The organism is Paragemmobacter amnigenus (genome assembly GCF_009908265.2).
In the GTDB taxonomy this organism is placed as follows: domain Bacteria; phylum Pseudomonadota; class Alphaproteobacteria; order Rhodobacterales; family Rhodobacteraceae; genus Paragemmobacter; species Paragemmobacter amnigenus.
The window spans coordinates 45,452-70,238 of sequence record NZ_JAAATX020000004.1; the positions used below are offsets into that span (position 1 = coordinate 45,452).

Consider the following 24,787-nt stretch of genomic DNA (forward strand, 5'->3'; position numbering starts at 1 on the left):
AGGCGGAACGCGCGCCCGCCTCAGTAGCCGCGCTGGCGGTCGACACGGTTCAACAGCGGCTCGCCCGCCTCGGCCCGCCGGATGTTTTCCACGATCACGCGGCTGGCCGAAGGCGCACGGGTATCGGCGGCGATATGGGGCGTCACGGTCACGCGGGGATGGGTCCAGAACGGGTGGTCCTGCGGCAGCGGCTCCACGCGGAACACATCCAGCGTCGCATGCCCCACCCGCCCCGCATCCAGCGCGGCCAGCAGCGCCGCATCGTCGATCAGCGCCCCGCGGCCGGGGTTCAGGATCACCGCGCCCTGCGGCAGCAGGGCCAGCCTGCGCGCGTCCAGCGTATTCTCCGTCTCGGGCGTTCTCGGCAGCAGCGTCACCACGATCGCCGCCCCGCACAGCGCCTGTTCCAGCCCCGCCTCGCCTGAGAGGCAAGGGATGCCCGCCACATCCTTTGGCGTCCGGCTCCACCCCGTCACAGGAAAGTTCAGCGCGGCCAGCGCGCGCGCACAGGCGGTACCCAGCTCGCCCATGCCCAGCATGGCGACCGGCCGCTCGCGCGCCAGCGGCGGGCAGGTCGGGTCCCAGACGCGGCCCGGATTCACGATATGCCGGTCCATTCCCAGATGGTGGCGCAGCGCATGGCCCACCACCCATTCCACCATCCCCTCGGTCAGGGCAGGGTCCACCATGCGGCACAGCGGCTGGGTCAGCGTCGGGTTGCCCACGATCCGCTCCACCCCCGCCCAGAGCGACAGCACCGCCTTGCAGCGGGTGAAGGGCGCGAAGTCCTGCACGGGCGAGGACGGCGCATAGACGATGTAATCCACCCCCGCAGGGTCCGCCTCGCGCGTCAGGGTGGCGTCGATCCCCGCATCTGCAAGCGCCGCGCGCAGGGGGGCGGCATAGTCCTGCCAGTTGGCGTCGGAAGCGGCGAAAAGGACGGTCAGGGTCATCTAGCGGGGCCTGTGGACATGTGCGCTCTGGATCAGCCCGAAGGCCACGAGAAGGACCATCATCACCGATCCGCCATAGGAGAGGAAGGGCAGCGGCACCCCCACGACGGGGGCCATGCCCATCACCATCGACAGGTTGACGGCCAGATAGAAGAAGAAGTTGGCAGCCAGCCCGATGATGAGCAACTGGCTGAAACGGTCCTTGTTCTGGACCGACGAGGTGAAGCAGAAGAACAGGATCAGCCCGTACAGGATCAGCAGCGAGAAGGCGCCCACGAAACCGAATTCCTCGCCCAGCGTGGTGAAGATGAAGTCGGTGTGTTTCTCCGGCAGGAAGTTCAGCCGCGACTGCGTGCCCTGCATGAACCCCTTGCCGCCCCAGCCGCCCGACCCCAGCGCGATCTTGGCCTGCATGATGTTGTAACCCGCCCCCAGCGGATCGGCAGACGGGTCGAGGAACGTGTCGATCCGGCGGTACTGGTAGTCATGCAGGAACTGCCACGGCGTGCCGCGCGTGGTGAAGACGGCCACCACCACGCCCACGACCAGCGCGGCCACGGCGGCGAAATACCAGATGCTCACACCGGCCGCGAACATCACCGCCGCCCCCCCCATCAGCAGCATCAGCGAGGTGCCAAGGTTCGGCTGGATCACCACCAGCGCGGTCGGCAGCAGGATGATGAGGACGGGGATCAGCACCCAGAGCGGGCGCGACACCCGCTTGATGTCCAGCCAATCGTAATAGGCCGCCAGCAGCATCACCATCGTGACCTTCGCCAGCTCGGACGGCTGGATGCGAAGCGGCCCGATATCCAACCAGCGCTGCGCGCCCATGCCGACCACGCCGAAGAATTCCACCGCCAGCAGCAGCAGGATCGAGATGCCAAAGGCCAGCCCCGCCATGTTGCGCCAGAACCAGATCGGCACGAAGGCGATGGCGAACATCAGGACCAGCCCGACGCCAAAGCGTTTCATCTGCGGCTCGGCCCATGTCTCCATGTTGCCGCCCGCGATGGAATACAGGATCAGGAACCCCACCGCCGACACCGCGCAGACCAGCACGACCAGCGGCCAGTTCAGATACAGCACCTTGCGCAGCCCGCCCGGCACCGTCTTGACGCGGTATTCCAGAAAACTCATGCCCCCGCCCCCGTCATGCGCGCGACTTGGCCGCGCCGCCGCCACTGCGCAGCTTCTCGCGCAGGGCGTTCAGGTCGGTCTCGATCCGGCCGCGCTGGTTGGCGGGATAGGCGGTCAGGGGCGGGATGTCACCATGCAGCACGCGCAGGATGGCGTCGCGCGCGATGGGGGCCGCCGCGGCCGATCCGCCGCCGCCATGTTCCACTACCACCGTCACCGCATAGCGCGGGTTGTCATAGGGCGCATAGCCCACGAACAGGGCATGGTCGCGGCGGTTCCACGGCAACTGGTCGTTAGACACCACGCCCCGCGCCCGCTCTGCCGCGCTGATGTTGCGGACCTGGCTGGTGCCCGTCTTGCCTGCCAGCACCATCGTCTCGTCCGCGATGCGCGAGCTGAAGGCCGTGCCGCGCTGCGAGTTCATCACCTCGAACATCCCCGACTGCACGGCGCGCAGCCCCTCTGCCGGAATGTCCAGCGGCTCTGCCTCGGGGAATTCGACCTGCTGGCCGCCGATGGCGCGCACCAGACGCGGCAGCACCGCCCTCCCCGAGGCGATGCGCGCCGTCATCACCGTCAGTTGCAGCGGCGAGGCCAGCACATAGCCCTGCCCGATCGAGGCGTTGATCGTATCCCCGATGCGCCAGTCCTGATCCCAGCGCTCTTTCTTCCAGGCCTTGGTGGGCATGATGCCATCGGTGATGGCGGACATCGGCAGGTCGTGGCGGATGCCAAGGCCCAGCTTGCGCCCCATCTCGGCGATCTTGTCGATGCCGACCTTCTGCGCGATCTCGTAGTAATAGACGTCGCAGCTTTCCGACAGCGAACGCGCAAGATCCACCCGCCCGTGCCCGCCACGCTTCCAGCAATGGAAACGGCGGTCGCCGAATTCGATGTAGCCCGGGCAGGAATGGGTGGTTTCCGGCGTGATCAGCCCGTCCTGCAACGCGGCCAGCGCCGTGACCATCTTGAAGGTGGACCCCGGCGGATAGGCGCCCTGCACCGTCTTGTTGGCCAGCGGACGGTGATCGTCCTCCATCAGCGCGGAATAGTCGCGCTGGCTGATCCCCCGCACAAAAAGGTTCGGGTCAAACCCGGGGGCCGAAGCGCAGGCGATGATCTCGCCCGTCTGCACATCCATCACCACGCAGGCGGCACTTTCCTCGCCCAGACGGGCCTGGATGAAGTTCTGCACATCGGCGTCGATGGTCAATTGCACATCCTGCCCCGGCGTGCCGTCGATCCGCTCCAGCTCGCGCATGACGCGGCCGACATGGTTGACCTCGATCCGCTTGTTGCCGGCCGTGCCGCGCAGCGTGTCCTCCATCCAGCGCTCCACCCCGATCTTGCCGATCTGGAATTCGGGGATGCGCAGCACGGGGTCGGGGTCGGGGCGTTCGGCAAGGTCTTTCTCCGACACGGGGCCGACATAGCCCACGACATGGGAAAAATCCTCGACCAGCGGATAGTGCCGCGACAGCCCCACCTCGGGCGTCACCCCGGGCAGGGTGGGCGCGTTCAGCGCGACCTTCGAGAAATCCTCCCATGACAGGCGGTCCGCCACGATGATCGGCACGAAGGGCGAGTTGCGGTCCAGATCCCGCGCGATGCGCTCCAGATCCTCGGCCGTCAGCGGGATCAGGCGGGTCAGGCGGGCCAGCACCGCCTCGGTATCGCCCGCCCCCTCGCGCGTCATGGTCACGCGGTAATTCTGTTCGTTGCCCGCGATCAGCCCGCCCTTGCGGTCAAGGATCAGCCCCCGCTCCGGCGGGATCAGGCTCATGTTGATGCGGTTTTCCTCGGCCAGCAGGCGGAATTCGTCGGCCTGCTCCACCGACAGATAGCGCATCCTCGCGCCAAGGACGGCGAACATCGCCGCCATCGCCCCGCCCATCAGAAGGGTGCGGCGGTTCACGCGGCGGGCGCTCTCCTCGGTGTCGCGGGCGGTCCGTCTCATGCCATCCTCACAGGCGCCGTCCGTAGGCGTCGACCTCTCCCATCGCGGGCTTCCTCAGGTCAAAGGCAAAGCGCGACGCCGCCACGACCAGCGGATAGCACAGGATGGACCACAAAACCTGCAACAGCGCAAAGCCGAAACCCGGCTGCGGCAGGAAGGCCAGCGAGAAGGCCAGCCGATAGGCAAGAAGCAGCGCAAGCATCATCCCCCCCACCAGCAGCCATTCGGTCAGAAAGCCCAGCTCGCGCGTCAGCACCGCGCGGGCGCGGATGAATTCCGTGGCAAGGATCACCAGCGCGCACCACAGCCCCGGCGGGCGCATCAGGATCAGGTCCTCCAGCAGGATCACCGCACCGATCAGGGCCACGGGCAGGTAATCTGGCCGCCGCACCACCCAGGCGAAGATCAGGCACAAGAGCAGGTCCGGCCCCGGCCAGTCGCCCGCCACCGACCCCAGCGGCAAAAGCCGCAGGAACAGAAGAAGCAGCGCCAGCCCGACGAAGGCCCCCCGATACAGCCAGACCGAAGAGCGGACGGGATCAACCATCGCCCGCCTCCACCCCCGGCGAGCCGTCGGTCACATCCCCCGTTCCCCCGCCGGCCGAGGGATCGTCAGACGGGGTGCTGCCCTCGCCCGTCTCGGCCTCGGGTTCGGGCGGGGCGGGGGGCGGGGCGACCAGCGCGCCGGGATCGGTGATCGGTTGCAGGTCATGGCTGCGAAGGACGCGCAGGAATTCCAGCCGCTCGTAATCGGCGCCAAGGATCACCCGCAGGCGGCGGTCGGTGCCCATCGCCACCCGCCCCACCGGCAGGCCCGCAGGCAGCATCCCGCCATCGCCGCTGGTCACCACGCTGTCGCCGGGGCGGACCAGATCGGCATCCTCCAGAAACTCCAGCGGCGGCAGCGCGGAATTGTCCCCCGCCAGCAGCGCCTTCTGCCCCGAGGGCTGCACGGTGACGGGCACGCGGCTGTTGGAGTCGGTGAGCAGGATCACCCGCGCCGTCCGCTCCCCCACACCCGAGATGCGGCCCACCAGACCGATCCCGTCCATCGTGGCCCAGCCGTCGCGGATACCGTCCCGCGCGCCCACGTTCAGCAGCACCGATTGCCGGAAGGGCGACCCGCTATCGGCCAGCACCACGCCCGTGACATGCGTCAGTTTCGGGTCCAGCCGCACCTGATTGAGGTCGAGGAGGCGCGCGTTCTTCTGCTCCAGTTGCAGTGCCGCCTCGCGCCACGCCTTCATCTGCTGCAATTCGCGGCGAAGTTCCTGATTCTGTTCGTAAAGGCTCGCATAGCTCTGGAATTCGTCGATCATCGCGGCGGCCTTCGTCACGGGCAGCAGCGCCCAGTCAAAGGACGGCACCACCCGATCCACCAGCGCCGCGCGGAACCGTTCGACGCGCGGGGAATCGATGCGCCACAGCAGGAACAGCCCAAGAAGCAGCAGGACCAACAGCCCCACCAGCAGCCGCCGCAGGGGACGGGCGTAATCTTCCGGACCTGTGCTGCGCGCCTTCGCCACGGCGAACCTCTCCGATGGCCTGTCCGACGGGATCAGCTGTCGTAGTCGATCACATGCCGCAGTTGCTTTTCATATTCCAGCGCCTTGCCGGTGCCCAGCGCCACACAATTCAGTGACTCGTTGGCGACGCTGATCGAAAGCCCGGTCTGTTCGCGCAAGGACAGGTCCAGATCACCCAGCAGCGCGCCGCCCCCCGTCAGCATCACGCCACGGTCCACGATATCGGCGGCAAGGTCCGGCGGGGTGGCTTCCAGCGCCTGCATGACCGCGTCGCAAATCTGCTGCACGGGTTCGGCCAAGGCCTCGGCCACTTGCGCCTGATTGATCTCGGTCTCTTTCGGCACGCCGTTCAGCAGGTCGCGCCCGCGGATCTGCATCGACGCGCCGCGCCCGTCATCGGGCATCCGCGCCGTGCCGATGGAGGTCTTGATACGTTCGGCCGTCGATTCCCCGATCAGCAGGTTCTGGTGACGGCGCAGGTAGGAGATGATCGCCTCATCCATCCGGTCGCCGCCCACTCGGACGGAACGGGCATAGACGATGTCACCCAGCGACAGCACCGCCACCTCGGTCGTGCCGCCGCCGATATCGACGACCATGTTCCCCGTGGGGTCGGTGATGGGCATCCCCGCCCCGATCGCCGCCGCGATGGGTTCCGCGATCAGCCCCGCGCGGCGGGCGCCGGCGGACAGGACCGACTGCCGGATCGCGCGCTTTTCCACAGGCGTCGCGCCATGGGGCACGCAGACGATGATCTTGGGCTTCGAAAAGGTCGTGCGCTTGTGCACCTTGCGGATGAAATGCTTGATCATCTCTTCCGCGCTGTCGAAATCCGCGATGACCCCGTCGCGCATGGGCCGGATCGCCTCGATCGTGCCGGGCGTGCGGCCCAGCATCAGCTTGGCATCCTCGCCCACGGCCAGAACCTGCTTTTTCCCGTCCTTGACGTGATAGGCCACGACCGAAGGCTCGTTCAGCACGATCCCCTTGCCGCGGATATAGACGAGCGTATTCGCCGTGCCGAGGTCGATCGCCATGTCCGACGAGAAGATGCCCGAGAGTACCGACATGCTGGGGTGATCCTGATTGAAGCGCAAAACGGAATTTACCCGCGACTCAGACACGGCCGAGGCGGGCGCCCCCATATAAAGACAGCCACAGTCCAGTGAAAGCCCGCAGGCAGGCGCGGCGCGCAATTCCGCGTGTGCGGGCGGGGCTTACGATTTTTCTGCGAAAAATCGGGCGCTCCGTGGCCCCCCGTCCCACAAGATTGGACATTTCGCGCAATCGTCGGGGCGGGGCGGGGATTTTTCGCAGAAAAATCGCCCCCCTCGGGCCCGCAGCAGCACAGGGCGCGCGGCGGTCCCGCCTTCCGTCCGGCGCGGAACCGGCGTAAGGGGGGCGGTCCATCCGGAACCGCAAGGGGTGCGCCGTGCCTGAATTCCTGCCCGAACTCCCCGCCGATGCCGTCCGTGCCGCCCTGTCCCGCGCGCCGGGGAACGAGCTGTCCTCGGGCCGCTTCGACAGCCCCGAATCCACGCAGGCCCTCTCGGCCAATGCCATAGGCTTTTTCCTGTCGCGCCCTGCCCTTCTGCCGCCGCTGCCCGCCGTGCCCATGGGCCGCCCCGAAACGGTCGCGATCATGGAAGAGCTGCGCCTGCCGTGGAAGGGCGGGCGGCATCCGTGGCTCGACGCCGTGGTGACGACCCCCACCTCGCTCGTGGGGATCGAGGTCAAGCGCTATGACCCCTTCCGTCCGGGCAAGGCCACGGCCTTTGACGCCGCGCTGGACAGCCGCGACTGGGGCGCGGGCATGGCGCGGATCGACGCGCTGCGGGCGGCGCTGGTGTCGGGTGCAGTCCGCTACCGGCATCTGGACGCGGTCGAACTGCTGCGCGACGCCTATGCGCTGCGGACGCAGGCGGTGAAACGCGGGCGCGGTGCGGTGCTGGTCTACCTGCACGCCGCCCCCGCGGCATGGGCCAGCGGCAAGCCGGTCGATGCGGGCGCGATCCGCGCCCACGCGGCCGAGATCGCGGATTTCGCCGCACGGGTGAAGGGGTCGGATGTGGTCTTCGCCCCCCTGCGCTGGTCGGACCTTCTGGCGCAATGGGCGGGGACGCCCGCGCTTGCCGCCCATGCGGCGGCGGTCACGGCGCGCTTCGGGGTGGTCTGAACGCGAAAGGGGCGGCACGGGCCGCCCCCCCTCTGCCGGACGCTCCGGCCCTTATTCGCCGTGATAGGTGACGGTCTTCACATCCTCGCCCGGCGCGGTCTTCTGCCGCCGCACGATCAGACGGTTCAGCGCGTTCACATAGGCCTTCACCGACGCCACGATGGTATCGGTATCCGCCGACTGCCCCGTGACGATGCGCCCGTCCTCCTCCAGCCTGACCGACACGGTCGCCTGCGCGTCGGTGCCTTCGGTCACGGCGGCCACCTGATAGACCTGCAGCCGTGCCTTGTGCGGGAAGAGCATCTTGATGCAGTTGAAGGCCGCATCCACCGGACCGTCGCCCGTGGCGTCGATGTGGTGGTCCACCCCGTCGATGGACAGGACCATGTCCGCCTCCTGCGGCCCCTCGGTCCCGCAGACCACGCGCAGCTTCTTCAGGACAAGGATGTCATGGGCGTCATTGGTCTGCTCGTCCGCCACCAGTGCGAGGATGTCGTCGTCATAGACCTCTTTCTTGCGGTCGGCCAAAGCCTTGAAGCGGACAAAGACGTCGTTCAGCTGGTTGTCGGCCAGCTCATAGCCCAGCTCCTTCAGCTTCGCGCGCAGCGCGGCGCGGCCCGAATGCTTGCCCATCGCGATGTTCTTCGCGGTCAAGCCGATATCCTCGGGGCGCATGATCTCGAACGTCTCCACGTTCTTCAGCACACCGTCCTGATGGATACCGGATTCGTGCAGAAAGGCGTTCTTGCCCACGATGGCCTTGTTGAACTGCACGGGGAAGCCCGACACGGTCGACACGCGGCGCGACAGGTTCATGATCTTCGTCGTGTCGATGCCCGTGCGGTACGGCAGGATGTCATTGCGAACCTTCATCGCCATGACGACCTCTTCCAGCGCGGTATTGCCCGCGCGTTCGCCCAGACCGTTGATCGTGCATTCGATCTGCCGCGCGCCCGCCTCGACCGCGGCCAGCGCATTGGCCGTCGCCATGCCAAGGTCGTTATGGCAATGGGTGGCGAAGGTGATGGTATCGGCCCCCGGCACCCGCTCCAGCAGCATGCGGATGATCTTCGCGCTCTCGAAGGGGTAGGTATAGCCCACCGTGTCGGGGATGTTGATCGTGGTGGCGCCAGCCTTGATCGCGATTTCCACCACGCGGCACAGATAGTCGGCCTCGGTCCGCGTCGCGTCCATGGGCGACCACTGCACGTTGTCGCACAGGTTGCGGGCATGGGTCACCGTGTCGTGGATGCGTTCGGCCATCTGGTCCATGTCCAGATTGGGAATGGCGCGGTGCAGCGGCGAGGTGCCGATGAAGGTGTGGATGCGCGGCGATTTCGCGTGGCGCACCGCCTCCCAGCAGCGGTCGATATCCTTGTAATTCGCCCGCGCCAGCCCGCAGATGGTGGAATTCCTCGACCGCTTCGCGATCTCGCTCACCGCGTTGAAATCACCTTCCGAGGCGATGGGAAACCCCGCCTCGATGATGTCCACGCCCATCTCGTCGAGGAGTCCGGCGATCTCCAGCTTCTCGTCATGCGTCATGGTCGCGCCGGGCGACTGTTCGCCGTCGCGCAGCGTGGTGTCGAAGATCATTACGCGGGGTTGCGTGCTGGTATCGGTCATGGGTCTGTTCCTTGTGCCGTCTGCTGCTTTTCCTGCGGGCGCTGGTCACCTCCGAGCGGTCGCGCCCAAGGGCACGCTCAGAGGCGGCTAAGGAGAAGCAGGCCAAGGGCGGCGGGGGCGCGAAATGCACCCGAAATCGAAGCGATATGCCGGTTCCCTGTCATGGGGCGCGACGATACGCAGGAATTGCCGCAGCGCAACCCCGAAAAACGCGCCTTGCCTGCGGTTTTTCGCGCCTTAGGTCACGGCGCGGAAAGCGGGGGGACATGCGGGCACTTGTGATCGGGGCATCGGGCGGGATCGGCGGGGCGGTCGGCGCCGCATTGTCGGCGCAGGCGTGGGATGTGGTCGGCCTGTCGCGGTCGGCTGACGGGCTGGATGTGACGGACGAGGCATCGGTCGCGCGGGTGCTGGGCGGGCTGGACGGGGCCTTCGATCTGGTCTTCGTGGCGACCGGCGGGCTGGAGGTCGGGGGCGCACGCCCCGAGAAAAGCGTGAAGGCGCTGGATGCGGGCGCGATGGCCGCGCAATTCGCGCTGAACGCGATCGGGCCGGCGCTGGTCTTGAAACATGTCTGGCGGCTGATCCCGAAGGACCGCCCCGCGAAACTTGCGGTGCTGTCGGCGCGGGTGGGGTCGATCGGGGATAACCGACTGGGCGGCTGGCACGGCTATCGCGCGGCCAAGGCGGCGCTGAACCAGATCGTGCGGACCTGCGCGGTGGAACTGGCGCGCAGCCATCCGCAGGCTGCACTTGTGGCGCTGCATCCGGGGACCGTGGCCACGCCCCTGACGGCGGCCTATGCGGGCGGGTATCCGACGGTGACGCCGGATGTGGCGGCGCGGAACCTGCTGGCCGTGCTGGACGGGATCGGCGCGGCGCAGTCGGGGCTGTTCTTTGACTGGAAGGGCGAAAGGGTGGAGTGGTGAACCCCATCGGCAGGGCAACGCAAGGGGCGCGGCCGTCACGCCGGGGTGGCTGCACATATATGTGCGGCCGCGCCGGGGGGGCAGGACGGCCGCGCCCCGATGCTTTGGGCATCGGGGCAATCCCGACCGTTGCGCCCATGCCCGTCGCGCCATGGTGCGCCCCATGACCCGCCTCATCCTCGTCCTGGGCGACCAGCTCACCCCCGACATCGCCGCCCTTCGCGCCGCGCGGCCCGATGACACCATCGTCATGGCCGAGGTGATGGCCGAAGGCACCTACGCCCCCCACCACCCGCAGAAGATCGCGCTGATCCTGTCGGCCATGCGCCACTTCGCAGAGGGGTTGAGGGCGGACAGGCGGACGGTTGCCTATTCGCGGCTGGACGACCCCGACAACACGCAGTCGATCACGGGAGAGATCATCCGCCGCGCGGCGGAAACCGGTGCGACCGACGTCATCGCCACCGCCCCCGGCGACTGGCGCCTCAGGCAGGCGCTGGCCGACTGCCCGATCCCCGTCACGCAACTGCCCGACGACCGCTTTCTCTGCTCCGAAGCCGATTTCGCCGCATGGACCGAAGGGCGCAAGCAACTCCGCATGGAATTCTTCTACCGCGAGATGCGCCGCAAGACCGGCCTGATGATGGACGGGGACAAGCCCGCAGGCGGGCAGTGGAATTTCGACCACGACAACCGCAAGCCCGCGAAACCCGACCTCTTCCGCCCCCGCCCGCCGCGCTTCGCGCCGGATGCGATCACCGAAGAGGTGCTGACCCTCGTCGAAACCCGATTTCCCGCCCATTTCGGCGCGGCCCGCCCCTTCGGCTGGGCCGTCACCCGCGCCGATGCGCTGACGGCACTCGACCATTTCGCCCGCCACGCCCTGCCGACCTTCGGCGACGAACAGGACGCCATGCTGCGCGACGACCCGACGCTGTCGCACGCCCTGATCTCGCCCTATCTGAACCTCGGCCTGCTATCGCCCATGGAAATCTGCACCCGAGTGCAGGCCGAATGGCGGGCAGGCCGCGTGCCGATCAACGCGGCCGAAGGCTTCATCCGCCAGATCATCGGCTGGCGCGAATTCGTGCGCGGCATCTGGGCGCTGGAAGGGCCGGATTACACCACCCGCAACGCGCTGAACCACAGCCGCGCCCTGCCCCCGCTCTTCTGGGGCGCGCCCACGCGAATGGCCTGCCTCTCGCACGCCGTGGCCCAGACCCGCGACATGGCCTATGCCCACCATATCCAGCGCCTGATGGTGACGGGCAACTTCGCCCTTCTGGCGGGGGTGGACCCCGCGCAGGTGCATGACTGGTATCTCTCGGTCTACATAGACGCCTTCGAATGGGTCGAGGCGCCGAACACCATCGGCATGTCCCAATTCGCGGATGGCGGGGTGGTGGGGTCGAAACCCTATGTCTCCTCGGGCGCCTATATTGATCGGATGTCGGACTATTGCGGCGGCTGCGCCTATGCGGTGAAGGAGAAGTCGGGCGACCGCGCCTGCCCCTTCAACCCGCTCTACTGGCACTTCCTGATCCGCCACCGCGACCGCTTCGCCGCCAATCCCCGCATGGCCCAGATGTACCGCACATGGGACCGCATGGACGAGGCCCACCGCGCCCGTGTCCTGACCGATGCGGATGCCTTCCTCGCAAGGCTCGACAGCGGCGCGCCGGTCTGACCCACCCCTTCCCGCGCGGGGCCATTTGCGCTATGGGGCGCGCATGACCCAGAACCCGCCCAACCTCCGCCCCGACCTTGCCCGCGCCACCGTCCCCGATGACCGGCGCGAGGGGCAGCCCACCATCGGCATGGTCTCGCTCGGCTGCCCCAAGGCGCTGGTGGACAGCGAACGCATCCTGACGCGCCTGCGCGCCGAAGGCTATGCGATCAGCCCCGATTACGCGGGCGCGGATGCGGTCATCGTCAACACCTGCGGCTTTCTGGACAGCGCCCGCGCCGAAAGCCTCGATGCCATCGGCGAGGCGCTGAAGGAAAACGGCCGCGTCATCGTCACCGGCTGCCTTGGCGCGGAACCCGACTACATCACCGGCGCGCATCCCAAGGTGCTGGCCGTCACCGGCCCGCATCAATACGAACAGGTGCTGGACGCGGTCCACACCGCCGTCCCGCCGCAGCCCGACCCCTTCATCGACCTGCTGCCCGCCTCGGGCGTGAAACTCACCCCGCGCCATTACAGCTATCTGAAGATTTCCGAAGGCTGCAACCACAAGTGCAAGTTCTGCATCATCCCCGACATGCGCGGGAAACTTGTCAGCCGCCCCGCCAATGCCGTGCTGCGCGAGGCGGAAAAGCTGGTGCAGGCGGGCGTGCGCGAACTCCTCGTTATTTCGCAGGACACATCGGCCTATGGCGTCGACCGCAAGCATGACACAAGCCCGTGGCAGGACCGTCAGGTCCGCGCCCATATCACCGACCTCGCGCGCGAGATGGGCCAGCTTGGCGCATGGGTGCGGCTGCATTACGTCTATCCCTATCCCCATGTGCGCGACCTGATCCCGCTGATGGCGGACGGGCTGATCCTTCCCTATCTCGACATCCCCTTCCAGCACGCCCATCCGGATGTCCTCAAACGCATGGCCCGCCCCGCCGCCGCCGCGAAAACGCTGGACGAGATCGCCGCATGGCGCGCCACCTGCCCCGACATCACGCTGCGGTCCACCTTCATCGTGGGCTATCCGGGCGAGACCGAACAGGAATTCCAGACCCTGCTCGACTGGCTGGACGAGGCGCAATTGGACCGCGTGGGCTGCTTCAAATACGAAAACGTCCCCGGCGCGCGGTCGAACGCCCTGCCCGACCATGTGGCCGAAGAGGTCAAGCAGGACCGCTGGGAACGCTTCATGGAAAAGGCGCAGGCCATTTCCGCAGCCAAGCTCGCCGCCAAGGTGGGCCAGACGCTGCAGGTCATCGTGGACGAGGTGGACGGCGAAGGCGCCACCTGCCGCACCAAGGCCGACGCGCCCGAAATCGACGGCAACCTCTTCATCGACGAGGATTTCGAAACCCTCTCCCCCGGCGACATCGTGACGGTCGAGGTGGAAGAGGCAACCGAATACGACCTCTGGGGGCGGCTCGTCTGACCGAAGGCATGGCTTGACCCGGACGGAACGCGGCGCACATCCTGCGGCGTAGCAGTCGCCACAGGAGCACGCCAGACATGACCGACGTCCCCAAGATCGCCCAGAAAGCCCCCTATCCGGTCGAGGCCGAGGCGGGAAAGACCTATTTCTGGTGCGCCTGCGGTGAATCGAAGAACCAGCCCTTCTGCGATGGCAGCCACAAGGGCACCTCCTTCACCCCGGTGAAGGTGACGGCGGAAGAGGGCAAAAAGCTCTTCTTCTGCGGCTGCAAGGCATCCGCCAAGGCGCCCTTCTGCGACGGGTCGCATTCGCGGCTGTGATGTCGCACCGGCTTGGCGCGGCTCCGCCCGCGCCTAGCTTTGCGGGCATGACCGACAAAGACACCCGCATCCTCTACAACGACACCTGCCCGCTCTGCCGGTTCGAGATCGACCATTACCGCGCCGCCGCCACCCGTGACAGCGCGCCCCTGCGCTTTGATCCCCTGAAAGACGCCGCCCTCTGGGGTCTGACCGAAGATCAGGCCGCCCGCCGCCTGCATGTGATGCAGGACGGCCGCCTCCTGTCGGGGCTCGCGGCCTTCCGCGCCATCTGGGCGACCCTTCCCCGCTGGCGCTGGCTCGCGCGGGTGACGGGCTGGCCCGTGATCCGCCCCGTGGTGACCGTCCTTTACGACCGCATCGCCGCCCCGCTGCTCTACTGCGCGCATCTGCGACGGCAGGCGCGGCGCAAAGGCGGAATCTGACGCAGATTTCGCGCCGTTTCCTGACGCAGGAAACGGTCCCCGACCGGAATTTGCGTCAAATTCCGGCGCGATTTCTGCGTCAGAAATCGCCCCGTCCGGCTCTATCCCAGCAGCACCACCAGCCACGCCACCCCGCAGGCGATCGCCGCCACGGCCACCATGGCCGATCCCGCATCCTTGGCCCGCTTCGCCCGCGGGTCGCGCTCTTCCGAGATGTAGTCCACCACCTCTTCGACCGCCGTGTTGATCAGCTCCGCCGCCAGCACCAGCAACCCCAGCGCAAGGATCAGCGCCCGCTCCCCCGGTGTCAGGTCGATCAGGAACACGGCCACGGCCGAGATCACATTGAGCGCCGTCCATTGCCGCAGCGACTTCTCGCGGCCCCATGCGGAAACCCAGCCCTCCCACGACCAGATCGTCGTGTTCATGATCCGCCGCACCTCGGCCTTCACCCAGTCGATCATCATGCACCTCAGCCTGACCCTGCGTCAGGATTATCCCGACCGCGCCACCGCGTCGAGATAGGCCCGCACGCAGGTCACCACATGCGCGAACCGGTCGCCCCCCAGATGCACGCCCCCATACCAGCGCGTCACCACGACCACATGGTCGCGCAGCTCCGCCCGCTCCAGCATCTTCAGGATCACCGCCCCCGCGCCCGCCTCGCCGTCGTCGCCCTTCATCGCGCCCCCGTCCGTCAGGACGGCCGCCCATGTGTTATGCGTGGCCTTGGCATATTTCTTCTCGCGCTTCAGCTCGGCCAGAAACGCCTCCACCCCCGCGCGGCCCGCGACAGGCCCGCCCGAGACGGCATAGCGCGACCCGCGGTCGCGCAGGACTTCCCCCAGCTTCAACATGCCCCCGCCATAGCCCGCGGCGGGCCGCCTGTCACGCCACCCGTCGCGCCATCAGCGCGCGACCAGCGCTTCGATCCCCGCCTTATTGGGGCAGAAGGCAGGCAGCGCCTCGGCCTTCACCGTCCGCGCCAGCCATCCGGTGCACTCCTCTGCCCGGTCGCAGGCCTGGCAACGGTCCACCAGATCGGCCAGCTCCGCCCGGCTCAGCCAGCCCTCCACCACCGCATCGGTCAGGTTCACCCCGACCACGCGGCCCATCCCGCGGGTCAACCCCCATGCCTTCGGTGCCTCGACATATCCCATCATGGCGGCAAGCCCTCCTCGTTCGCGCAAGGACAGGGTGCCGCAGGCCGACCCGCGACGCATTGACGCAAATCAAGCGGCCCTCAGTATCCGCGCAGCCCCGCCACCACGGCGGCCACCTGCGCCTTGCGCTGGGCATTGGGCGGGTGCGACCCGAGGAAACGGTCCCCCGGATCGGGCAGCCGGTCGAAAAAGCCCGTCCCCAGCACCGGATCATATCCGGCATACAGCGCGATCTCCGCCCCCAGCGCATCCGCCTCCAGCTCGAAGGCCCGCGAATAGCGCCGCGCCCCCACCGTCGCGCCCATGCGCTGCGCCGTCTCCACCGCCACCGCATCTGCCCCCGTGGCCTGCGCCAGAATCCCCGCCATCATCGCCCCCGCCATCGCCGTCTGCTGCGTCTGCGGGATATGGCCAAGGATGTGGTGGCTCGCCTCGTGGCCAAGGACGAAGGCGATCTCGTCCTCGTTGCGCGCATCCGCGATCAGGGCAAGCGTGAAGCCGAGGATGGGCCGCCCCCCCTCGTCCAGCGTCTGGAAGGCATTGGGCCCCTGCCCCGGACGGTCGTCGATCACGATGCGGAAATCGCAATTCACACCCCGCGTGCGCTGGCGGCAGATATCCTCGGTCATCGGCTCCACCCGGGACACGACCCGCAGGAAATTCGCCGCCGCCTGCCGTGGCGCAAGGGGCGCAGGCATCGCCACCGGCACCGGCGCGGCCTCATACCCCGCCCCTGCCACGGGACCATAGGCCGGCACGCATCCCGCCAACCCGCCCGCCGCCACCAAAGCCAGAACCACTGCCCGCATCGCCTGCCCGCCGCCCCTATCGCCCCGCTGCCGGGATCACGCCTCTTTCCCGACAATCTAGGCAAAGCGCGCCCCTCCGACCAGCCCTGCCCCGCCGCCTCACGCCCATGTCAGCGCCCCGCCGCCCGCCGCCGCTTTTTCGCGTTGCGCGCCCCCGCCCGCCCGCGCTAGCCTTGCCCCATGTTCACCATCGAGCACGACTTCGACGCGACCGTCATCACCCTCATCGACGAGGGGCATGAAGGGCTGATGGAAGACATCACCATCCTCGCCTTCGACGATTGCGTCACGCTGGAACAGCTTGACCCGATGACCGAAGAGCCGGTCCGCATCACCCTTTCCATGGCGCAACTGCGCGACCTCGCCGCCGCACTCGACCTGCCCGAAGGCAGCTACCGGATCGAGGCAAAGCCCGCAAAGACGCCCGCGAAACCCTGACGCGCAGCACCCCGGACCCTGCCAACCATCCGCACCACCTGCAAATTACGTAATTTGCGTAAACCGTCACTCCAGCCGGAACCGCTTGTCGCGCGAACTCGCCCCCCGCACCAGCACCACCCGCCCCTTCGCCACGCCCAGAACATGGGCCAGCGCCGCCGCCACCGCCGCATTGGCCCGCCCGTCCTCGGGCGGGGCATTCACGGCGATCTTCCACACCCCGTCCTCCAGCACACAGGACGCCACCCGCGCCCGCGGCGTCACCCGGACCGCGAATTCCGCCCCCGCCACGGCCAGATCTGCCCGCTCGCCCTTCTGCATCCCTCTGGCCTTTTGCCCCGCACCACGCCTAACCTGCGGGCCGACAATCCGCGAAAGCCCCGCCCATGACCACAGCCTTCTACACCGACGAACGCACCTTCTGGCACCATGGCGGCAACTATGCCCTGACCCTGCCCGTCGGCGGCCCCGTCGGCCATTTCGTCCAGCCCGGCGGCGGCCTGCCCGAAAGCCCCGAAACCAAGCGCCGCCTGAAGAACCTGATGGAGGTGACGGGCCTGATGCGCGACCTCTCCCTCCGCTCGGCCGATCCCGTCACGCGCGACGAACTGCTGCGCGTCCACCCCGCGTGCTACCTCGACCGCTTCAAGGACCTCTCCGATGCCGAAGGCGGCGAGCTTGGCCCCCGCGCCCCCTTCGGCCGCGGCGGGTACGAGATCGCCACCCTCTCCGCCGGTCTTGCCACCGCTGCGCTGCGCGCCATCCTGCGGGGCGAGGTGACGAATGCCTACGCCCTCTCGCGCCCGCCGGGGCACCATTGCCTGCCCGACAAACCCAACGGCTTCTGCCTGTTGGCCAATATCGCCATCGCCATCCGCGCGGCACAGGCGGCGGGCCTTGGCCGCCGCTTCGCCGTCATCGACTGGGACGTCCACCACGGCAACGGGACCGAGGCGATCTTCCTGTCGGACCCCGACGTCCTGACCATCTCGCTGCATCAGGACCGCAACTATCCCACCGATACCGGCGGCGCCGATGTGCGGGGCGAGGGGGCGGCGCGCGGCACCAACCTGAACATCCCCCTGCCCCCCGGCACCGGCCACAAGGGCTATGTCGAGGCGTTTTCCCGCCTCGTCCTGCCCGCGCTCCACGCCCACCGCCCCGACGCGATCATCGTCGCCTGCGGCTTCGATGCCGCCGCCCTCGACCCGCTCGGCCGGATGCTCGCCACCGCCGCCACCTTCCGCGAGCTGACCCGCCTGACGCGTCTGGCGGCCGAGACGCTCTGCGACGGTCGCCTCCTCCTCGTCCACGAGGGCGGCTATTCCGAGGTCTACGTCCCCTTCTGCGGCCATGCCGTGATCGAAGAGCTTTCGGGCAGCCGCATCACCGCGCCAGACCCTCTCGCCCCCACCCTCGCCGCGCGCCAACCCGATGCCCGCTTCGACGCCTTCGTCAGCGGCTGGATCGACGATCTGGAACGCGGCCTTTCCGCGCCCTGATCCGCCATCCTCCCCCTTGCCCCGCCGCCCCCGCCCGCATAGCCAGACCCGCGACCCCTGCCCCGCATAGGCCCCACATGACCCGCACCGACGCCGCCTTCGACTTCCTCGCCACCCGCGCCTCCTACCCGTCCAAGGCCATGACCGGCCCCGCCCCAGACCGCGCCGCGCTGGAGCCGATCCTCGCCGCTGCCCTGCGCGTGCCCGACCACGGCAACCTGCAACCGTGGCGGCTGGTGGTGGGCGGGCGCGAGGCGCTGTCCCGCTGGGCCGATCTGGGCGAGGCGCGGGCGCGCGAGATGGGCGACGACCCCGTCCGCATCGAAAAGGGGCGCGGGCAGTTCGACCGCTCGCATCTGGCGGTGGTGGTGATCGCCAGCCCCGTCCCGGCGGAAAAGGTGCCCGAAATCGAACAGACGCTGTCGGCGGGCGCTCTCTGCCTGAACCTCGTCAACGCGGCCACCGCCGCCGGATGGGGCGCACAATGGCTGACCGGATGGGTGGCGCATGACCGCGCCTTCATCACCCGCGCCTTCGGCTGCACGGTCGGGGAATGGGTCGCGGGCATCGTCCATATCGGCACGCGCGGCCCCGCCGCCGCCCCCGACCGCCCCCGCCCCGACCTGTCGCGGGTGGTGACGTGGTGCTGATATGGGCCTGATCCTCTCCTGCTTCTCCGCCGCGCTGGGACAGGTGGGCGATCCCCGCTTCCGCCGCGTGCTGCTGGCGGGGGTGGCGCTGACGCTGGCGCTGCTCGTCGCGCTCTATGCGGCGGGGGTGGGGGTGATCCAGTGGCTGGTGCCCGACACCACCGACCTGCCGCTGCTCGGCCCCGTGGGGGGGATCGATACCGCGCTCTCGGTGGGATCGGTCGTTCTGATGCTCTTCGCCTCGGTCTTCCTGATGGTGCCCGTCGCCTCGGCCTTCACGGGGCTCTTCCTCGAACAGGTGGCCGACGCGGTCGAGGACCGCCATTACCCCGCCCTTCCCGCCCCCCGACCGCTGGGACTGGCCGAAGGCATCGCGGGCGCGCTGCGCTTTTTCGGGCTGGTGCTGGGGGCGAATCTCGTGGCGCTGCTGCTCTGGCCCTTTGCGGGGCCTTTCGTGCCGCTCCTCTTCTGGTCGGTGAACGGCTACCTTCTGGGGCGGGAATATTTCACGCTGGTGGCCCAGCGCCGGATGGACCGCCCCGCCGCCGCCGCCCTCTGGCGCGCCAACCGCGCCCGCATCTGGGGCGCGGGCGTGCTGATGGCAGCCCCCCTGTCGCTGCCGCTGGTCAATCTGGTGATCCCCGTGCTCGGCGTGGCGACCTTCACCCATCTGGTGCACCGCCTGCCGCAGCGTGCACCCACTTGACAGTCAGGCAACCGCACTCTACCTCTGGGGTAGCAAAATGCCTTCGCTGACCCATGCGGCAGCACATCGTATGGCCACCTTCGGGTGGCCATATTACGTTCGGGGTGAACCTTGTATCTGTGTTACGTCGATGAATCCGGTGACCTCGGCGCCGTCTCCGATCCGCCCAAGCCGAACGACCAACCCGTTTTCCTGATGACCGCGCTGGTGATGGACGCCACGATCCTGCGGGGTGTGACGACGGATTTCCTGTCGCTGAAGGCGCGGTTCTTCCCCAATCTGAACTACCCCAGCACCCTCTTCCCCGACACGATCCTGGGCGAGGTCAAGGGAAGTGACCTGCGCCACAGCCTCCTGCAAGGCTCGGCCCGCCAGCGCAGCCACGCCACAGGCTTTCTCGACCACATCGTCGGTGTGCTGGAGCGTAACGCAATCCGGCTCATGTCGCGCCTCTGGGTCAAGAAACCCGGCGATCCCTTCAACGGAACCGCCGTCTACACCTCGTCGCTTCAGGCCCTGACGCAATCCTTCGACGCCTTCCTCGAGGAACAGGACTCCGAAGGTTTCTGCATCGTCGATGGCCGCAACAAACCGAAGAACGTGAACGCCTCCCATTCCATCTTCACGCGCAAATTCGCCACGGCAGCCCCCGGTTACTCCCGCCTGCTGGAATTGCCGGCGTTCGGACACAGCGACAATCACGCCATGATCCAGATTTGCGACCTGATCTCCTCGGCCCTGATCTATCCGGTGGCGACCCATGCCTATTGCACGGGCCATGTGGCGAATGTCCACGTGCAGCCCGCAGCGCAGAGCCTTCGCACCCGCTACGGCCAGAAACTGCGCGATCTGCAATATCGCCATTTCGACGGTCAGAAATGGCGCGGCGGGATCACCGTCTCGGACCGTATCGGCAGCAAGGGCGCGAGCGTGATGTTCCGCTAGGGGGGTCCCCCTCAGCCGCCCATCACCCCGCGCATGTCGATGTCGCGCACGGTGATGACGCCCGACAGGACGATCCCCGCCAGCACGGCCCAGACGATGGCCGCGATCCATGTCGTCATCTTCGCCTTGCGCGCCACGATATGCGTGGCCGGCGCGCCCCTTGGCGTGCCCGGCACCACCTCGCCCGCATCGCCCTGGCTGACGAAACGGATGGGCAGCACGATGAAGAAGGTCATGAACCAGCAGACGGCATAAAGCACGATGGCCGAGGTGATGCTCATGGCCCTACACCTGCTCCAGCTCGACCAGACAGCCGTTGAAATCCTTGGGATGCAGGAACAGCACGGGCTTGCCATGCGCGCCGATCTTGGGCTCTCCCGACCCCAGCACCCGCGCGCCTGACGCCTTCAGCCGGTCCCGCGCCGCAAGGATGTCGTCCACCTCATAGCAGATGTGGTGGATGCCGCCCGCGGGGTTCTTCTCCAGAAAACCGGCGATGGGAGAGTTCTCCCCCAGCGGATAGAGCAGTTCGATCTTCGTGTTGGGCAGTTCGATGAAGACCACCGTCACCCCGTGATCGGGTTCGTCCTGCGGCGCGCCGACCTTGGCGCCCAGCGTGCCGCGATACTGCTCCGACGCCGCCGCAAGGTCCGGCACGGCGATGGCGACATGGTTCAGACGTCCGATCATGGTTCCCTCATGCACAAGCTCTCGCCTGCGTTATGGGTGCGCCCCTGCGCCGGTGCAAGGGGCGGCACCGCCGCACCCCCCTTAACGGAACCGTTACGGTTTTGTGGCCTTGTGCAGACAGACGCCAAGGACGGAGCTGCCCCGATGTCCGCACCCATGATCCCCCTGCCCGATCCGGCCCCCGTGCCACCCCCGCTGCGCGACGCGCTGAACGCGCGCATCGTGGCGCTCTACCCGCCCTGACCCGCGCTACAGCGCCGAGTCCGATGCCGCGCGCACCAGCCGCGTCAGGTCCGACAGCCGCTCGCGCTGCCGTCCGCCTGCGTCGAAATTCGCGGGCGACAGCCACGCCGCATAGGCCTCGCGCAGGGCGGGCCATTCGCTGTCGATGATGGAAAACCACGCCGAGTCGCGGTTCTTCCCCTTGATGACCATGTGCTGGCGGAACACCCCCTCAAAGGAGAAGCCCAACCGCTGCGCCGCCCGCCGCGACGGCAGGTTCAGCGCGTTGCACTTCCACTCGTACCGCCGATAGCCGTGGGAAAAGGCCCAGTCCATCATCAGGAACATCGCCTCGGTCGCCGCCCGCCCGCGCTGAAGCTGCGGCGACAGGCAGATATGCCCCACCTCGATCACCCCGTGATCGGGCGTGATCCGCAGGAAGGACGCGACACCCGACGGATGCGCCGCCCCCGCCTCGCGGATCGCCCAGAACACCGGATCGCGCCCCGCCACCGCCTCCTTGGCCCAGCGGTGATAGGCGGCCGCCGAATGGAAGGGGCCATAGGGCATGTAATCCCACAGCCCGTCATGGCCCGCGAAGGCCGCGAACAGGTCGGCGGCATGGGCATCGGCATCCAGCCGCTCCAGCCGCGCATAGCGCCCCTCCAGCGGCTCCGCTCCCGGCCAGTCCGCCGGTTTCCAGCCATCCACCGTCACGCCCGCCATCGCCGCCTCCATCCGTTCGCGCCCACCTTGCCCCGCCGACGGGGCGGGCCGCAAGATCAGAAGGCAAACCCTTCGGGATAGCTGTGCAGCCCGTCGAAATCCGCCTTGCCCAGCGCCACCCCCGCCGCGCGCAGGGCGGCATAGCCCATGGTGACGTGGAACAGGAAATTCGGCATCCCGAACAGGTGCAGGAAGGCCGCCCCGTCCTGCTCCAGATCGGCAAAGCCCGCGCGATGCGCGATCACCCGCCCCTCCGCCCCCGCAAACTCCCCGGGCCGCATCCCCCCCAGCGTGGCCCGCGCCACCGCCAGCCGCGGCCCCAGCGCGGCGGGCAGGTCCGGCACCGCGCGCCCCGCCAGCGGACAGGCCACGCGCAGGGCAAACCCCGCCGCCGTGCCGAACTGCTGCCGCGCCGGAAAACTCTCCGCGATCCGGTGGTCCAGCGCCTGCGTCCCCGCCCGCTCCACCATCCCCGCGACACGGTCAAGATAGTGGCGGAACACGGGAACCGAGGCGGTGTAGAGCGGCGGATGCGGCGGCATGGATCACCTCGGGCGGGCGGGGATGCGCCAGAGTGGCAGGGAAACCCGCGCTTGGCGAGTGGCGGGGCATCGGCCAGAGGACCGACGCGAAACTGTCCGGTGGACAGTTTCGCCGGTCCGATCGCGGCTGAGGCAACGAAGCCGCGAGGGGTCATCCACCCGCTCCGCCGGTCTGGGCACGGGCGGAACGGGTGGAAGCTTGGTCACGGCGCGCGCGACGATGGTCGCGCGCTTGCCCGATCAAACCAAAAGGGGCGCCCACCGGCGCCCCTCCCGTCCCGACAGGGCAATCCCCGTCACTGGTCCTTCGGCACGACCCGCAACCGCAGCTCGCGCAGCTGCTCGTTCGTGGGCTCGCTCGGCGCGCCCATCAGCAGATCCTCCGCCCGCTGGTTCATCGGGAACATGATGACCTCGCGGATGTTCTGCTCGTCGGCCAGCAGCATCACCGCGCGGTCGATCCCCATGGCACAGCCCCCGTGAGGAGGAGCCCCATATTTGAACGCCTTGACCATCCCGCCAAACCGCTTGTCCACCTCGGAATTCGGATAACCGGCGAGTTCAAAGGCCTTGTACATGATCTCGGGCTTGTGGTTGCGGATCCCGCCCGAGATCAGCTCGTACCCGTTGCAGGCCAGATCATACTGATAGGCATGCACGGCCAGCGGATCGCCCATCAGCGCCTCCATCCCGCCCTGCGGCATGGAGAAGGGGTTGTGGGAAAAGTCGATCTTCCCGTCATCCGTCTTTTCATACATCGGGAAGTCCACGATCCACGCAAAGCGGAACGTATCCGTCTCCGCCAGCCCCAACTCCCGCCCGATCTCGTTGCGCGCCTTGCCCGCGAAGGCCACGAACTGCTCGGGCTTCCCGCCAAGGAAAAACGCCGCATCGCCCAGACCCAGCCCAAGCTGCTGGCGGATCGCCTCCGTCCGCTCCGGCCCGATATTCTTGGCCAAGGGACCGGCGGCTTCCATCCCCGACCCGTCCTCCGCCTCGCGCCAGAAGATATAGCCCATCCCCGGCAGGCCCTCTTTCTGGGCAAAGGCGTTCATGCGGTCACAGAACTTCCGGCTGCCCCCCGTCGGCGCGGGGATGGCGCGGACCTCGGTCCCCTCGTTCTCCAGAAGCTTCGCAAAGACCGCGAAACCCGACCCGCGGAAATGCTCGCTCACCACCTGCATCTTGATCGGATTGCGCAGGTCCGGCTTGTCCGACCCGTACCACAGCAGCGAATCTTTGTAGGCAATCCGCGGCCAGTCCGACGGCACCTTGCAGTCAGGCCGGAACTCCTCGAACAGCCCCTGGATGACAGGCTGCACGGCGGCAAAGACATCCTCCTGCTCGACGAAGCTCATCTCCACGTCAAGCTGGTAGAAATCCGTGGGCGACCGGTCCGCGCGCGGGTCCTCGTCGCGGAAACAGGGCGCGATCTGGAAATAACGGTCGAACCCCGCCACCATGATCAACTGCTTGAACTGCTGCGGCGCCTGCGGCAGCGCATAGAACTTGCCCGGATGCAGACGGCTCGGCACCAGAAAGTCGCGCGCGCCCTCGGGGCTGGAGGCCGTGATGATCGGCGTCTGGAATTCGTTGAACCCCTGCCCCCACATCCGGTTGCGCAAGGACCGCACCACGTTCGACCGCAGCATCATGTTGCGATGCAGCTTCTCGCGCCGCAGGTCGAGGAAGCGATAGGTCAGCCGCGTCTCTTCGGGATAATCCACCTCCCCAAAGACCGGCATGGGCAGCTCTTCCGCAGCACCCAGCACCGTCATCCCCGTCGCATAGACCTCCACCTCGCCGGTCGGGATCTTGGGGTTCACCAGCGCCGCATCCCGCGCCTTCACCCGCCCGTCGATGCAGATCACCCATTCGGCCCGCACCTTCTCGATCTCGGCAAAGGCAGGGCTGTCACTGTCGGCCAGCACCTGCGTGATCCCGTAATGGTCGCGCAGGTCGATGAACAGCACGCCCCCATGATCGCGCACGCGATGCACCCAGCCCGACAGGCGGACCGTCTGGCCCACATGGGCGGTGTTCAGTTCGGCGCAGGTATGGCTGCGATAGGCGTGCATCATGCTCCCCCTTGCGAGGCATCTTTTGTCATCGCGCCGATACACCCCTTGCCGCGTGCGAAGTCAAGGCCCGCTTCCACGCCCCCCACCCCCCCGCCTTCATCTCGGCCCAAATACCCGCAGGGGGTGAATGGCCCGCAAGGGCCAGAGGGGG

General features: G+C 67.9%; 28 protein-coding genes. 11 read left to right on the forward strand and 17 right to left on the reverse strand.

Features of this window, described 5'->3' with window-relative positions:
* Positions 1 to 20: 20 nt before the first annotated feature.
* Genes GU927_RS06310 through GU927_RS06335 form a run of 6 tightly spaced genes read right to left on the reverse strand, consistent with a single transcriptional unit; the run spans position 21 to position 6,646 of the window.
* Entirely contained in the window at positions 21 to 953 is a 933-nt protein-coding gene (locus GU927_RS06310; RefSeq protein ID WP_161761510.1) for a 2-hydroxyacid dehydrogenase, read from the reverse strand.
* The gene (rodA, locus tag GU927_RS06315) at positions 954 to 2,093 is read right to left on the reverse strand and encodes a rod shape-determining protein RodA (protein WP_161761511.1); all 1,140 of its coding nucleotides are present in this window, start codon (positions 2,091 to 2,093) and stop codon (positions 954 to 956) included.
* A gap of 13 nt (positions 2,094 to 2,106) precedes the next feature.
* Entirely contained in the window at positions 2,107 to 4,050 is a 1,944-nt protein-coding gene (gene mrdA, locus GU927_RS06320) for a penicillin-binding protein 2 (protein WP_161761512.1), read from the reverse strand.
* Positions 4,051 to 4,057: 7 nt separating this feature from the next.
* On the reverse strand, positions 4,058 to 4,597 hold the full coding sequence (locus tag GU927_RS06325) for a rod shape-determining protein MreD (RefSeq protein ID WP_161761513.1): 540 nt from the start codon (positions 4,595 to 4,597) through the stop codon (positions 4,058 to 4,060).
* Positions 4,590 to 5,576 (reverse strand): rod shape-determining protein MreC, encoded by a 987-nt coding sequence (gene mreC / locus GU927_RS06330; protein ID WP_161761514.1) that lies wholly within the window; start codon positions 5,574 to 5,576, stop codon positions 4,590 to 4,592. The genes GU927_RS06325 and mreC overlap by 8 nt, the downstream gene beginning before the upstream one ends.
* 32 nt (positions 5,577 to 5,608) lie before the next feature.
* A complete protein-coding gene (locus tag GU927_RS06335; protein WP_023664066.1) occupies positions 5,609 to 6,646 on the reverse strand; it encodes a rod shape-determining protein in 1,038 nt (345 codons plus the stop codon).
* A 362-nt stretch (positions 6,647 to 7,008) separates the two neighbouring features.
* Between GU927_RS06335 and GU927_RS06340 the strand changes: the two genes are divergently transcribed.
* Positions 7,009 to 7,752, forward strand: coding sequence for a hypothetical protein (locus GU927_RS06340; RefSeq protein ID WP_161761515.1), 744 nt, complete (start codon positions 7,009 to 7,011; stop codon positions 7,750 to 7,752).
* 51 nt (positions 7,753 to 7,803) lie between these two features.
* On the opposite strand, the gene GU927_RS06345 is transcribed toward GU927_RS06340, so the two are convergent.
* Complete coding sequence (locus GU927_RS06345; RefSeq protein ID WP_161761516.1) at positions 7,804 to 9,378, reverse strand: 2-isopropylmalate synthase; 1,575 nt, start codon at positions 9,376 to 9,378, stop codon at positions 7,804 to 7,806.
* A gap of 266 nt (positions 9,379 to 9,644) precedes the next feature.
* Between GU927_RS06345 and GU927_RS06350 the strand changes: the two genes are divergently transcribed.
* The 5 genes from GU927_RS06350 to GU927_RS06370 all read left to right on the forward strand — a co-directional run bounded on the left by GU927_RS06350 (position 9,645) and on the right by GU927_RS06370 (position 14,162).
* Positions 9,645 to 10,307, forward strand: a complete 663-nt coding sequence (locus GU927_RS06350; protein WP_161761517.1) for an SDR family NAD(P)-dependent oxidoreductase — start codon at positions 9,645 to 9,647, stop codon at positions 10,305 to 10,307.
* Between the two features lie 163 nt (positions 10,308 to 10,470).
* Positions 10,471 to 11,994, forward strand: a complete 1,524-nt coding sequence (locus tag GU927_RS06355; protein WP_161761518.1) for a cryptochrome/photolyase family protein — start codon at positions 10,471 to 10,473, stop codon at positions 11,992 to 11,994.
* Between the two features lie 43 nt (positions 11,995 to 12,037).
* Positions 12,038 to 13,417, forward strand: a complete 1,380-nt coding sequence (gene rimO, locus GU927_RS06360; protein ID WP_161761519.1) for a 30S ribosomal protein S12 methylthiotransferase RimO — start codon at positions 12,038 to 12,040, stop codon at positions 13,415 to 13,417.
* A gap of 77 nt (positions 13,418 to 13,494) precedes the next feature.
* On the forward strand, positions 13,495 to 13,737 hold the full coding sequence (locus tag GU927_RS06365) for a CDGSH iron-sulfur domain-containing protein (protein ID WP_161761520.1): 243 nt from the start codon (positions 13,495 to 13,497) through the stop codon (positions 13,735 to 13,737).
* Between the two features lie 47 nt (positions 13,738 to 13,784).
* Positions 13,785 to 14,162: a thiol-disulfide oxidoreductase DCC family protein gene (locus tag GU927_RS06370; RefSeq protein ID WP_161761521.1), complete on the forward strand. Its 378-nt coding sequence runs from the start codon at positions 13,785 to 13,787 to the stop codon at positions 14,160 to 14,162.
* A gap of 101 nt (positions 14,163 to 14,263) precedes the next feature.
* Here GU927_RS06370 and GU927_RS06375 read toward each other — a convergent pair whose 3' ends face one another.
* Genes GU927_RS06375 through GU927_RS06390 form a run of 4 tightly spaced genes read right to left on the reverse strand, consistent with a single transcriptional unit; the run spans position 14,264 to position 16,134 of the window.
* Positions 14,264 to 14,629, reverse strand: a complete 366-nt coding sequence (locus tag GU927_RS06375; protein WP_332838488.1) for a diacylglycerol kinase — start codon at positions 14,627 to 14,629, stop codon at positions 14,264 to 14,266.
* 27 nt (positions 14,630 to 14,656) lie between these two features.
* Positions 14,657 to 15,019: a YigZ family protein gene (locus GU927_RS06380; protein WP_161761522.1), complete on the reverse strand. Its 363-nt coding sequence runs from the start codon at positions 15,017 to 15,019 to the stop codon at positions 14,657 to 14,659.
* Positions 15,020 to 15,070: 51 nt separating this feature from the next.
* Positions 15,071 to 15,385, reverse strand: coding sequence for a DUF6455 family protein (locus tag GU927_RS06385; protein WP_232489141.1), 315 nt, complete (start codon positions 15,383 to 15,385; stop codon positions 15,071 to 15,073).
* Between the two features lie 20 nt (positions 15,386 to 15,405).
* Positions 15,406 to 16,134: a M48 family metallopeptidase gene (locus GU927_RS06390; protein WP_161761523.1), complete on the reverse strand. Its 729-nt coding sequence runs from the start codon at positions 16,132 to 16,134 to the stop codon at positions 15,406 to 15,408.
* Between the two features lie 180 nt (positions 16,135 to 16,314).
* Here GU927_RS06390 and GU927_RS06395 point away from each other — a divergent pair, with 180 nt between their 5' ends.
* Positions 16,315 to 16,572, forward strand: a complete 258-nt coding sequence (locus GU927_RS06395) for a hypothetical protein (protein ID WP_161761524.1) — start codon at positions 16,315 to 16,317, stop codon at positions 16,570 to 16,572.
* A 66-nt stretch (positions 16,573 to 16,638) separates the two neighbouring features.
* Here the strand turns inward: GU927_RS06395 and GU927_RS06400 are convergent, their stop codons facing one another.
* On the reverse strand, positions 16,639 to 16,893 hold the full coding sequence (locus GU927_RS06400) for a DUF167 domain-containing protein (protein WP_161761525.1): 255 nt from the start codon (positions 16,891 to 16,893) through the stop codon (positions 16,639 to 16,641).
* Positions 16,894 to 16,958: 65 nt separating this feature from the next.
* Here GU927_RS06400 and GU927_RS06405 point away from each other — a divergent pair, with 65 nt between their 5' ends.
* The 4 genes from GU927_RS06405 to GU927_RS06420 all read left to right on the forward strand — a co-directional run bounded on the left by GU927_RS06405 (position 16,959) and on the right by GU927_RS06420 (position 20,375).
* Positions 16,959 to 18,074 carry a class II histone deacetylase gene (locus GU927_RS06405; RefSeq protein ID WP_161761526.1) on the forward strand — a complete coding sequence of 372 codons (1,116 nt, stop codon included), beginning with the start codon at positions 16,959 to 16,961 and terminating at the stop codon, positions 18,072 to 18,074.
* 77 nt (positions 18,075 to 18,151) lie between these two features.
* Complete coding sequence (locus GU927_RS06410; RefSeq protein ID WP_161761527.1) at positions 18,152 to 18,724, forward strand: nitroreductase family protein; 573 nt, start codon at positions 18,152 to 18,154, stop codon at positions 18,722 to 18,724.
* Positions 18,725 to 18,734: 10 nt separating this feature from the next.
* Positions 18,735 to 19,430, forward strand: coding sequence for an EI24 domain-containing protein (locus GU927_RS06415; protein WP_394357664.1), 696 nt, complete (start codon positions 18,735 to 18,737; stop codon positions 19,428 to 19,430).
* A 111-nt stretch (positions 19,431 to 19,541) separates the two neighbouring features.
* The gene (locus tag GU927_RS06420) at positions 19,542 to 20,375 is read left to right on the forward strand and encodes a DUF3800 domain-containing protein (RefSeq protein ID WP_161761529.1); all 834 of its coding nucleotides are present in this window, start codon (positions 19,542 to 19,544) and stop codon (positions 20,373 to 20,375) included.
* 11 nt (positions 20,376 to 20,386) lie between these two features.
* On the opposite strand, the gene GU927_RS06425 is transcribed toward GU927_RS06420, so the two are convergent.
* The 5 genes from GU927_RS06425 to aspS all read right to left on the reverse strand — a co-directional run bounded on the left by GU927_RS06425 (position 20,387) and on the right by aspS (position 24,633).
* A complete protein-coding gene (locus tag GU927_RS06425) occupies positions 20,387 to 20,656 on the reverse strand; it encodes a DUF1467 family protein (protein ID WP_161761530.1) in 270 nt (89 codons plus the stop codon).
* A gap of 4 nt (positions 20,657 to 20,660) precedes the next feature.
* Complete coding sequence (gene mce, locus GU927_RS06430; protein WP_161761531.1) at positions 20,661 to 21,065, reverse strand: methylmalonyl-CoA epimerase; 405 nt, start codon at positions 21,063 to 21,065, stop codon at positions 20,661 to 20,663.
* Between the two features lie 249 nt (positions 21,066 to 21,314).
* Positions 21,315 to 22,013 (reverse strand): GNAT family N-acetyltransferase, encoded by a 699-nt coding sequence (locus tag GU927_RS06435; protein ID WP_217765558.1) that lies wholly within the window; start codon positions 22,011 to 22,013, stop codon positions 21,315 to 21,317.
* 56 nt (positions 22,014 to 22,069) lie between these two features.
* Entirely contained in the window at positions 22,070 to 22,555 is a 486-nt protein-coding gene (locus GU927_RS06440) for a DUF1993 family protein (protein WP_161761533.1), read from the reverse strand.
* Between the two features lie 296 nt (positions 22,556 to 22,851).
* Positions 22,852 to 24,633 carry an aspartate--tRNA ligase gene (gene aspS, locus GU927_RS06445; RefSeq protein ID WP_161761771.1) on the reverse strand — a complete coding sequence of 594 codons (1,782 nt, stop codon included), beginning with the start codon at positions 24,631 to 24,633 and terminating at the stop codon, positions 22,852 to 22,854.
* Between the last annotated feature and the right edge of the window lie 154 nt (positions 24,634 to 24,787).